General features: G+C 64.1%; 9 protein-coding genes. 7 read left to right on the top strand and 2 right to left on the bottom strand.

Annotated elements, in window-relative coordinates; translation table 11 throughout:
• The first annotated feature begins 168 nt into the window (after nucleotides 1-168).
• Nucleotides 169-438 carry a hypothetical protein gene (locus HDE77_RS10430; RefSeq protein ID WP_184417248.1) on the top strand — a complete coding sequence of 90 codons (270 nt, stop codon included), beginning with the start codon at nucleotides 169-171 and terminating at the stop codon, nucleotides 436-438.
• Between the two features lie 188 nt (nucleotides 439-626).
• Here the strand turns inward: HDE77_RS10430 and HDE77_RS10425 are convergent, their stop codons facing one another.
• The gene (locus tag HDE77_RS10425; RefSeq protein WP_184417247.1) at nucleotides 627-2,111 is read right to left on the bottom strand and encodes a RimK family protein; all 1,485 of its coding nucleotides are present in this window, start codon (nucleotides 2,109-2,111) and stop codon (nucleotides 627-629) included.
• 266 nt (nucleotides 2,112-2,377) lie between these two features.
• On the opposite strand from HDE77_RS10425, the gene HDE77_RS10420 reads away from it, so the two are divergent.
• Nucleotides 2,378-2,851: an N-acetyltransferase gene (locus tag HDE77_RS10420; RefSeq protein ID WP_184417272.1), complete on the top strand. Its 474-nt coding sequence runs from the start codon at nucleotides 2,378-2,380 to the stop codon at nucleotides 2,849-2,851.
• 143 nt (nucleotides 2,852-2,994) lie between these two features.
• Here the strand turns inward: HDE77_RS10420 and HDE77_RS10415 are convergent, their stop codons facing one another.
• Nucleotides 2,995-3,684: a hypothetical protein gene (locus HDE77_RS10415; protein WP_184417246.1), complete on the bottom strand. Its 690-nt coding sequence runs from the start codon at nucleotides 3,682-3,684 to the stop codon at nucleotides 2,995-2,997.
• Nucleotides 3,685-3,831: 147 nt separating this feature from the next.
• Between HDE77_RS10415 and HDE77_RS10410 the strand changes: the two genes are divergently transcribed.
• From HDE77_RS10410 to hslV, 5 genes are all read left to right on the top strand, one after another.
• Nucleotides 3,832-4,041, top strand: coding sequence for a lipoprotein (locus HDE77_RS10410; protein ID WP_184417245.1), 210 nt, complete (start codon nucleotides 3,832-3,834; stop codon nucleotides 4,039-4,041).
• Between the two features lie 26 nt (nucleotides 4,042-4,067).
• On the top strand, nucleotides 4,068-4,928 hold the full coding sequence (gene dapF, locus HDE77_RS10405; RefSeq protein WP_184417244.1) for a diaminopimelate epimerase: 861 nt from the start codon (nucleotides 4,068-4,070) through the stop codon (nucleotides 4,926-4,928).
• An 82-nt stretch (nucleotides 4,929-5,010) separates the two neighbouring features.
• Nucleotides 5,011-5,694, top strand: a complete 684-nt coding sequence (locus tag HDE77_RS10400; protein WP_184417243.1) for a DUF484 family protein — start codon at nucleotides 5,011-5,013, stop codon at nucleotides 5,692-5,694.
• Nucleotides 5,684-6,616, top strand: a complete 933-nt coding sequence (locus HDE77_RS10395) for a tyrosine recombinase XerC (protein WP_184417242.1) — start codon at nucleotides 5,684-5,686, stop codon at nucleotides 6,614-6,616. Before HDE77_RS10400 ends, HDE77_RS10395 begins: the two co-directional genes overlap by 11 nt.
• A gap of 84 nt (nucleotides 6,617-6,700) precedes the next feature.
• Complete coding sequence (gene hslV / locus HDE77_RS10390) at nucleotides 6,701-7,234, top strand: ATP-dependent protease subunit HslV (RefSeq protein ID WP_184417241.1); 534 nt, start codon at nucleotides 6,701-6,703, stop codon at nucleotides 7,232-7,234.
• Nucleotides 7,235-7,275 lie beyond the last annotated feature (41 nt).

Raw genomic sequence — 7,275 nt, 5'->3', positions numbered from 1 at the left:
CTCGCCCGTATCGCCTTCGCACTGCTCAAGACCGATTCGCAGTATCAACCCAAATTACCCCAAACCACTTGCATGCAAACATAGAATCTCCCACATAGGCAACGGGTCGCAGCTTATGAGATGGGCCGGCCGCAGGCTGTAGCTGTCACCGGCCATTGGACTTCCCTCATGCATCTGAAATCGCTGCCCCGTGCGCATCCCAACTCCCACCACCAGCGCCTGCTCGGCGCCGCGCTGTTGTGGCTGATTGGGGGCGCTGCGTTGCTGTTGACCACCCTGGTACCTATGCACACCGAATGGCTCGGCTGGACACCGGCGTTCTGGCTGCTGGTTGCGCCCGTGATCGTGCTGCTGAGCCTGGAACCCACGCTGCCGCGCGAGCTGCTGACGCCAAGGCGACCACGACACCACGCGCCGCGCCTCGTCGGCTGGCATTGAGTGCTGTCGACCGTGCAGCTCTCACGAAGGTTGGGGTGAGCGCAGCGAAGCCCAACGTCTCCGCGGGATGGGTGAGACACGCGCATGCTGGATGCTTGAGGAACTTGTTGGGCATCGCTGCGCTCACCCCAACCTAAGCACCCTTGGCTTCGTGTCGAAGAGCATCGCGCACAGGGTGCGCTCCTACATCAAACGGAAAGGCCTTGCCGTTTGCGTTCCATGCGGCGCAGAAACTCCTGCATGATTCGCAGGTACAACTCGTCGCCCAGATGGGCGTCTTCCACGCCGGCATCGATCGAGGGGTTGTCGTTGACTTCGATCACCACCGGTTTGTCGCCGACCTGCTTCAGATCGACGCCGTACAAGCCATCGCCGATCAGCTGAGTGGCCTTCAGCGCCAACTTTACGACTTCGGCCGGAGCGTCGCGCACGGCGATCGTCTCGAACCCACCGGTTTTTGCGGTGCCCTTGGCACCATGGTTGTAGATCTGCCAGTGGCCGCGCGACATGTAGTACTTGCAGGCGTACAGAGGCTCGCGATTGAGCACGCCAATGCGCCAGTCGAACTCGGTGTAGACGTATTCCTGCGCCAGCAGCAACGCGCTGTGCTGGAACAGGCTGCTGGCCGCCTGCTCCAGTGCCTGCTCACTCTCTACCTTGACCACGCCGCGCGAGAACGAGCCGTCGGGAATCTTCAGCACCAGCGGAAAACCGAGCTTGGCGACGACTTCCTTCATCCCTTTGCTGTCGTCGCGATAGAGAATTTCGGTGCGCGGCACCGCCAGCTTGCGCGACACCATCAGATCGTTGAGGAAGATCTTGTTGGTGCAGCGAAGAATCGAGCTGGGGTCGTCCATCACCACCATGCCTTCCTTTTCTGCACGGTGCGAGAAACGGTAGGTGTGGTTGTCGCTGGCGGTGGTCTCGCGGATGAACAGGCCGTCGTATTCCGCCAGTCGCTGGAAGTCGTTCTTGCCGATCGGATCGACCTCGATACCGAGCTGCTTGCCGGCGGCGATGAAGGCCTTCAGCGCCTTCCGGTTCGATGGCGGCATCGCTTCCTTCGGGTCGACCAGCATCGCGATGTCGTAGCGATACAACTTGCGCGCACGTGGCTTGCGCCACAGCTTCTTCGAGAAGCGATCGAGCTCTTCGGCGAAGGCATCTTCCTGCGCATCGTCCAGCGTGTGCAGGCCAACCGGCTTGATCGAGCTGACCTGCCACACGCGGTCACGCTCGAACTCGATCCGCAGCAGCGGGCAGGGAAACGACTCGAACACCTGCCGGGCCAGATCCTGCAACGCGGGGTAGGCCGTCTCGCCGAAGTACACCAGGATGCCGAAGTCGGTGGTGTCACGGCCGCCAGCGGGCAGAAAGTGGGTCAGCTTCTGATTGAGATCTTCGATGTCCACGCCGTACAGCGAGCGTCGGCGCAGGTCGTTCACTGTGCGCACCGACGGCATCACCCGGTGCCCGCGCGCCTCGGCCAGAAGCGACACGTAGTAACCGGTGCCCAGGTATTTGTAGCTGCGGCACAGATTCAGCACGTGGGTGCGTTCGTCGTCGCCGCCGACAGGCTCGCGCAGGTAGTCCATCGCGCTCATGACGTCGACGGACGGGTAGTACGAACCCCAGTCGGAGGATTTTTCGACAACGATGACCAGACGGGTCATGGCACCACTCAGGCAATGCGGTACGGCAGGATGCCCTGCCGGTGGCGGGGCGGAATACGCAAGGCGCGCAGTTTGGCACAGGGCCGGCGTCGCACAAGCGAAAGCGCTGAAGCCCGAATAAACGCGATTCGGGTCGCCACGATCCAACACGATGGAAAACACGGGCTCTTGATGGCAGCGGCTGCTAGAGTCCGCGCGTGCCAATGACCCCACCCCTCGAGGACACCACGCTGCCTATCGCGCTACGCCGGATCCCCAACGCAAGCATGCATCCCGCGACGGCTACCGCCAGCGTGCGCGTGCGCCGCGCCGAAATGTCGGATCTCGATGATCTGGTGATGCTGGAAGACCAGACCTTCGACAGTGACCGGCTGAGCCGCGCGCAATACCGTCGACATCTCGATAGCGATTCCGCGCTGGTGCTGGTGGCCAGCGCCAACCATCGCAACTTCCTCGGCACCGCGGTGGTGTTCTTCCGCAAGGGTAGTCATGTGGCGCGGCTGTACTCGATCGCCAGCAAACCGGAAGCACGCGGCAAGGGCGTCGGCGCCGCGCTGCTGGACGCGGTTGAAGCAGCCGCACGACAGCGTCACTGCCAATCGGTGCGACTGGAGGTGCGCGAAGACAACGCTGGCGCAGTCCGCCTGTACGAACGGCGCGGTTACCGGCACATCGGCCACTACCCGCACTACTACCAGGACGGCACCCACGCCTGGCGCTACGAAAAATTGCTGGACTGAATCGGCGCGCCACATTTAGCCGTTCGCCTTGAGCGTGGCCGCGCAGCGGCGAAGTCGAAGTCGAAGGGCGTGGTCCAAAGTTCCGACTACACCTTCACCGTTACGTTCGGCCCGAACGGAATCAGCACACCGCTCGCAGACCCCTAACTACCCAGCGGCGCCACGATCTTTTGCTGCGTGGCGTCATCCGGCCGCGCCACCAGCGCACCGGTGCGCATCAGGCTGATGCTGTAGTGGCCCTGGTCGACCAGCGGCAGGAAGGCACCACTGCCGTACACCGTATCGACCTCGGGCAGCCATTGCGGGAACTGCTTGCTGAGGTCGAGCAAATCGAAGCCGTCGGCTTGCCCGAAGCTGATCACAGTGCGTGGCCCGCTAACTTCCTGCGCCGGATCGTCGTAGCGACCGGACAGCCGATCGAGCCGGTACAGCGGCGGCACCCCGGCCAGCAGCGCGGGCAGTTTCCATTTCAGGACGACCGCCTCGACCCGCCAGTCGTCACCGGACAGCTGCACCTGCCGCGTGCTGCCGTCGGGCCAGCTCAAGGTGAGCGCCCAGCGCTGCGGCGACAGGATATGCGCGTCGATGTCGACCACCGGCGATTCTTCGCTGAGCAGCCGGTAGCCGCGCAGCGCGTAACCGGTGCCCGCCAGCAACAGGGTCAGCGCGAAGCAGACCAGGCACAACAGCGCACGCCAGCAGGCAGCCAGCGGACGGCCGCCATGCAGGCGCTGGCGCAGCATGACCAGCTGGACCAGGGTCAGCAGCAGGAACACCACCGCCAGCACCAGCAGCACGGTCATCGGCATACGCAACAGCGTGGCCCAATCCATCGTCAATTTCCTCGTCGCACAGGTAAGCAATCCATGGTTGCATCATAACGGGGCGATCACGCCGCGCCGCGGTTGATTTGCCGCGCATCGCTATACTGTCTCCGTTGTCATCGTGTCCGCTGTCACTGGTTTTAAGGGAACTTCACCATGCGCCGCTTGATCCTGCTGCCGCTCTTTCTCGTTCTCGCCACGCTTGCCGGCTGCGGCAACAAGGGCCCGCTGGTGCCGGCGCCGCCCAAGCCTCAACCAGCGAAGGCCGCCACCACCGCAAACCCTCCCGTCGTAAAACCCGCCGCAAAGCCAGCGGAGCCCGCGTATGGCAGCAGCAGCGCCGTGCCGGCCAGCGCGCAGTCCTGATTTCGCCGTCTGACGACAGTAGAAGCATGCAACTGCACTTTTCGAAAATGCACGGCATCGGCAACGATTTTGTCGTGCTGGATTGCCGCCATGAGGCATTTCCGCTGGACGCTGCGCAGATCCGCGCGCTGGGCGACCGCCATACCGGCGTGGGTTTCGACCAGCTGCTGAGCGTGGAGCCGGCGCGCGACCGCTCCTGCGCGTTCTACTACGGCATCTGGAATGCGGACGGCTCGCCGTCGGGCCAATGCGGCAATGGGGTACGTTGCGTGGCAGCGTGGCTGCATCGTGCGGGCGCACTGTCGCTGGGTGACACCGTGCGGCTGGAAAGCCCGTCTGGCCCGGTGTCGGTACGCCTGCTCAACGCGAACGAAGTCGCTGTGGACATGGGCGAGCCGATCTTCGATCCGGCACGCATCCCGTTTGCGGCGGAGCACGCCGCGGATCGTTACCGCATCGAGCTGGACACTGACGTGCTGGAGATCGGCGCCGTATCGATGGGAAATCCGCATGCGGTGGTATCGGTAGGCGACCTGACTGACTCTGCTCTTCAGGGGCTCGGCCCACGGTTGACCGTCCACGAACGTTTTGCACAGGGCAGCAACGCCGGTTTCGTGCGGCAGCTCGATCGCGGCCATCTACAACTGCGCGTGCACGAGCGGGGCGCAGGCTGGACGCAAGCCTGCGGCACCGGTGCCTGCGCGGCGATGGCGGTGCTGCATCGGCGCGCTGAAGTCGACGACAGCGTGCAGGTGGACTTGCCTGGCGGCAGCCTGCGGATCGACTGGGCGGGTCCGGGCCAACCGTTGTGGATGACCGGCCCGGCAGCGTTCGCGTTTGAGGGCGAATGGCCAATTCCTGACGCCGCGGGTCAAACCCCGGGTTGAAGCGCGGGCGCGTCCATCGCACACTCCAGTCTGACGGCGTGCCTTCCAGCACGCCCCCATACCGGTTCGAGGTAATCCGCGCATGACTGCCACCCTGCTCGATGACGCCACCCAGGCTCGCGTAGTCGCCGCGTATCTGAAGCACCATCCGGAATTTCTCAGCGAATATCCCGAACTCGCCGCGAAATTGACGATGCCCCGCGAGCAGGGCCCCGTGTCATCGCTGGCGATCTATCAACTGCATAGCCTGCGCGAAAAAAATGCCGAACTCGAACGGCGCCTGGCCGAGCTGATCGAGATTGCCGCGGAGAACGAGCAGCTGATGGAACGCGTGCATGCGCTCACTGTGGCCTTGCTGCGCGCCAACACGATGGAAGTGACCGCGCGCAGCGTCGTCGCCAAGCTCAGTGCGGATTTCCATACCGAGCAGGTACGCCTGGTGCTTTTCGGCAACGAACCGCTGTTGCCGCGTGCCGACTGGTTGCAGCAGGTGGCCGGTCCCGAGGCACTACCTGAATTCGCCGACTTCCTGCATCAGAGCGAGCCAGTCTCCGGACGACTGGCGGCGGACAAACTGAGCCGCCTGTTTGGTCCCGAGGCCACGCTTGTCCGCTCGGTCGCGATGATGCGGCTGGGCGACTCCGGCATGCTGGCCATCGGCAGCCACGATCCGGATCGATTCCAGCCCGGCATGGGCACGCTGTTCCTTAAGATGATCTCCGCGACGATCACCGCGGCGCTGGCCCGCTCGTGGGATGTCTATTAATTCTGCCGGAACGCCCGACAGCCAGCTCGACCACTGGCTCGCCCGGCTCGCGACTGAGCGACAGGCGTCGCCGCACACTGTCGCCGGCTATCGTCGCGATCTGGCCAAACTGTTGCGCTTCATGCAGGAACGGGGACTCGCCTCGTTCGATGCGCTCGACAGCAACCTGATGCGCACGTTCATCGCCGCTGAACACCGGGGCAAGAGCGGCAAAGAGGGTTTGGCGCCCAAAAGCTTGCAACGGCTATTGTCGTCATGCCGCAGCCTGTTTCGCCAACTCAACCGCGAAGGTCTGCTGGCGCACGACCCGCTGCTCGGCGTGCGCGGCCCGAAAGTGCGCCGCAAACTGCCGCAAGTGCTGGATGTCGATGAAGCCGGCGCGTTGGTCGAGGCCGACAGTGGCGGCAAGCTGGCGGTACGCGACCGGGCGATGCTGGAGTTGTTCTATTCCAGCGGCCTGCGACTGTCCGAACTGATCGGCCTGCGCTGGCTCGACCTGGATCTGGATGGTGGCGAAGTGCGCGTGCTCGGCAAGGGCAGCAAGACCCGCATCGTCCCGGTCGGTCGTCACGCGATCGCCGCGTTGCGCGCACTGGGCGTCGAACAGGGCGGCGCGGGGCAGGCCGGGTATGCGGAAAGCGCGGTGTTCCGCGGCCGCGGCGGTGCGCCGATCAACCCGCGTACGGTGCAGCTGCGCATGAAAACCCTGGCACTCCAGCTGGGCATTCCCAAGCACATCCATCCGCATCTGTTGCGACACACGTTTGCCAGCCACATGCTGGAATCCTCCGGTGACCTGCGCGCGGTGCAGGAGCTACTCGGCCATGCCGATATCGCGACTACCCAGATCTACACCCATCTGGATTTCCAGCATCTATCCAAGGTCTACGACGCCGCGCATCCGCGGGCCCGCCGCAAATAGCGGCCGCATGAGCGCACTCAGCCGGGTTGGATTTGCGTGGGCAAGGCCCCACCTCATGCGACATCGACAGTCTGCGGAGCTCTCATGGAAACCTTCCACGCCACCACCATCGTCTGCGTCCGCCGCGGAGGCCGCGTCGTGATTGGCAGCGACGGCCAGGTCACGCTGGGCAATACAGTGATGAAGGCGAATGCGCGCAAGGTGCGACGGCTCGGCAAGGGCGACGTGCTGGGCGGGTTTGCCGGCGCCACCGCTGACGCCTTCACGCTGTTCGAACTCTTCGAGGAGAAGCTGGCCAAGCACAGCACCAACCTCACCCGCGCCGCGGTGGAAATGGCCAAGGAATGGCGCACCGATCGCCGCCTCGGCCGGCTCGAAGCCATGCTGGCGGTGGCCGACAAGGACACCTCCCTGCTGATTTCCGGCAACGGCGACGTGCTGGAACCCGAACATGGGTTGATCGCGATCGGCTCCGGCGGCCCGTTTGCGCAGTCGGCGGCGCTGGCGCTGATGGAAAACACCGAACTGGATGCACGCACGATTGTCGAAAAAGCACTGAAGATCGCTGGCGACATCTGCATCTACACCAATCACAACGTATCGATCGAAGAGCTCTAGCGCTCTGGGGACGAGGGGTGAGTCGCGAGGGCGACGAACCA

This window comes from Rhodanobacter sp. MP7CTX1 (genome assembly GCF_014205795.1).
GTDB lineage: Bacteria > Pseudomonadota > Gammaproteobacteria > Xanthomonadales > Rhodanobacteraceae > Rhodanobacter.
This window is presented reverse-complemented; position numbering and strand designations above follow the sequence as displayed.

What these genes read in the sequence shown, in the direction of transcription:
- HDE77_RS10420 (WP_184417272.1), top strand. Translation starts at nt 2,378, where the DNA reads ATGCATCCCGCGACGGCTACCGCCAGCGTGCGCGTGCGCCGCGCCGAA.
- HDE77_RS10415 (WP_184417246.1), bottom strand. Translation starts at nt 3,684, where the DNA reads ATGGATTGGGCCACGCTGTTGCGTATGCCGATGACCGTGCTGCTGGTG.
- dapF (WP_184417244.1), top strand. Translation starts at nt 4,068, where the DNA reads ATGCAACTGCACTTTTCGAAAATGCACGGCATCGGCAACGATTTTGTC.
- HDE77_RS10400 (WP_184417243.1), top strand. Translation starts at nt 5,011, where the DNA reads ATGACTGCCACCCTGCTCGATGACGCCACCCAGGCTCGCGTAGTCGCC.
- HDE77_RS10410 (WP_184417245.1), top strand. Translation starts at nt 3,832, where the DNA reads ATGCGCCGCTTGATCCTGCTGCCGCTCTTTCTCGTTCTCGCCACGCTT.
- HDE77_RS10430 (WP_184417248.1), top strand. Translation starts at nt 169, where the DNA reads ATGCATCTGAAATCGCTGCCCCGTGCGCATCCCAACTCCCACCACCAG.
- hslV (WP_184417241.1), top strand. Translation starts at nt 6,701, where the DNA reads ATGGAAACCTTCCACGCCACCACCATCGTCTGCGTCCGCCGCGGAGGC.
- HDE77_RS10395 (WP_184417242.1), top strand. Translation starts at nt 5,684, where the DNA reads ATGTCTATTAATTCTGCCGGAACGCCCGACAGCCAGCTCGACCACTGG.
- HDE77_RS10425 (WP_184417247.1), bottom strand. Translation starts at nt 2,111, where the DNA reads ATGACCCGTCTGGTCATCGTTGTCGAAAAATCCTCCGACTGGGGTTCG.